Annotated in this window: 2 protein-coding genes and 1 pseudogene; 2 read left to right on the top strand and 1 reads right to left on the bottom strand. The window is 49.8% G+C overall.

The genetic code is table 11. The features are described from left to right. The first annotated feature begins 85 nt into the window (after positions 1–85). A complete protein-coding gene (locus tag A3OI_RS24590; protein WP_018402996.1) occupies positions 86–304 on the top strand; it encodes a DarT ssDNA thymidine ADP-ribosyltransferase family protein in 219 nt (72 codons plus the stop codon). Next, positions 304–1227 (top strand): type II toxin-antitoxin system antitoxin DNA ADP-ribosyl glycohydrolase DarG, encoded by a 924-nt coding sequence (gene darG, locus A3OI_RS19270; RefSeq protein ID WP_018402997.1) that lies wholly within the window; start codon positions 304–306, stop codon positions 1225–1227. The genes A3OI_RS24590 and darG overlap by 1 nt, the downstream gene beginning before the upstream one ends. Here darG and A3OI_RS22575 read toward each other — a convergent pair. Further along, positions 1216–1299 (bottom strand): annotated as a pseudogene (locus A3OI_RS22575) (IS5/IS1182 family transposase); the annotation flags it as partial. The gene darG and the pseudogene A3OI_RS22575 sit on opposite strands and share 12 nt — an antisense overlap.

Consider the following 1299-nt stretch of genomic DNA (forward strand, 5'->3'; position numbering starts at 1 on the left):
GAATTGTGCAATGTTTTATGGATTTTCGATCTGAGGAAAAATCTGACTGTGTGGATATTCGGCAAATAGCAGCGCTTTTAGACCGGTGTTTACACTGCAAGCCCGTGACTTCAAGAAAGACCCGGAAGGCCCTGAGAAGTCAGAGCTTTACCAGGCAGAAGCGCTGATACATCGTTACCTCCCGGTGGATGCTCTCCTGGGCGTAGTAACCTACAATGACGCAGTGAAGGATAAGATTCAGGCTTTAGTTTCTGACCGAGAGCTCGAATTAGGCATACACAGCAGACCAACCTGGTTTTTTTGATGATCAAATACACGAAAGGCAATCTACTGAAAGCAGATGTCGATGCTCTTGTGAACACCGTCAACACGGTGGGAGTAATGGGTAAAGGCATCGCTCTGATGTTCAAAGAAGCCTTTCCTGAGAATTTCAAAGCCTATGCACAAGCCTGCAAATCTGGAGTCGTAGCGACCGGTTCCATGTTCGTCACCGAGCAAACAGACCTCATGGGCCCTAGATGGATCATCAATTTCCCCACCAAACAACATTGGCGCTCAGGCTCCAAGCAGGAGTGGATTGCTGAAGGGCTTCAGGATCTACACCAGGTAATCTTGGACAAAAACATCAAGTCCATTGCCATCCCCCCTTTAGGAAGCGGCAACGGTGGCCTCAACTGGGCGACCGTAAAGCCAATGATCGAAGATGCGCTCGGAGCTCTAAGCGATGTGAGCATCGTCGTGTATGAACCAACAGCCCAATATCAGAACGTTGCCCGAAGGACTGGCGTCGAGAAGTTGACACCATCACGGGCATTGATTTCTGAGCTCGTAAGACGCTACTGGGTGCTCGGTATTGAATGCTCCCTTCTGGAGATTCAGAAACTGGCCTGGTTTATGGAGCGCGCAATCATCATGTCCGGTTTGAAAGACCCCATGGATCTTGGTTTTCAAGCCAACCGGTATGGGCCGTATGCGCACAGACTGCATCACTTGCTCGACACACTGGATGGTAGCTACCTACAGTGCGAAAAGCGTTTAGACGATGCCAAGCCCGCTGATGTAATCTGGTTTGAGCAGTCACGGAAGGAAAAAGTAGCGGTTTATCTCAAATCTGAGGAGGCCAAACCCTACACTCCGGCTCTGGATAAAGTCTCCACCCTGATCGACGGCTTCCAGTCACCGCTTGGTATGGAAGTGCTAGGGTCTGTTGACAATTCACATCGGTAGCCAGAGAAATGCGCAAGCCAATGACACGATGCTCTCATAATTTCGAGCAAGCTTGTCATATCGGGTGGCAAC

Origin of the sequence: Marinobacter gelidimuriae (assembly GCF_000372805.1) — a bacterium.
Classification (GTDB): Bacteria; Pseudomonadota; Gammaproteobacteria; order Pseudomonadales; family Oleiphilaceae; genus Marinobacter; species Marinobacter gelidimuriae.

What these genes read in the sequence shown, in the direction of transcription:
- darG (WP_018402997.1), top strand. Translation starts at nt 304, where the DNA reads ATGATCAAATACACGAAAGGCAATCTACTGAAAGCAGATGTCGATGCT.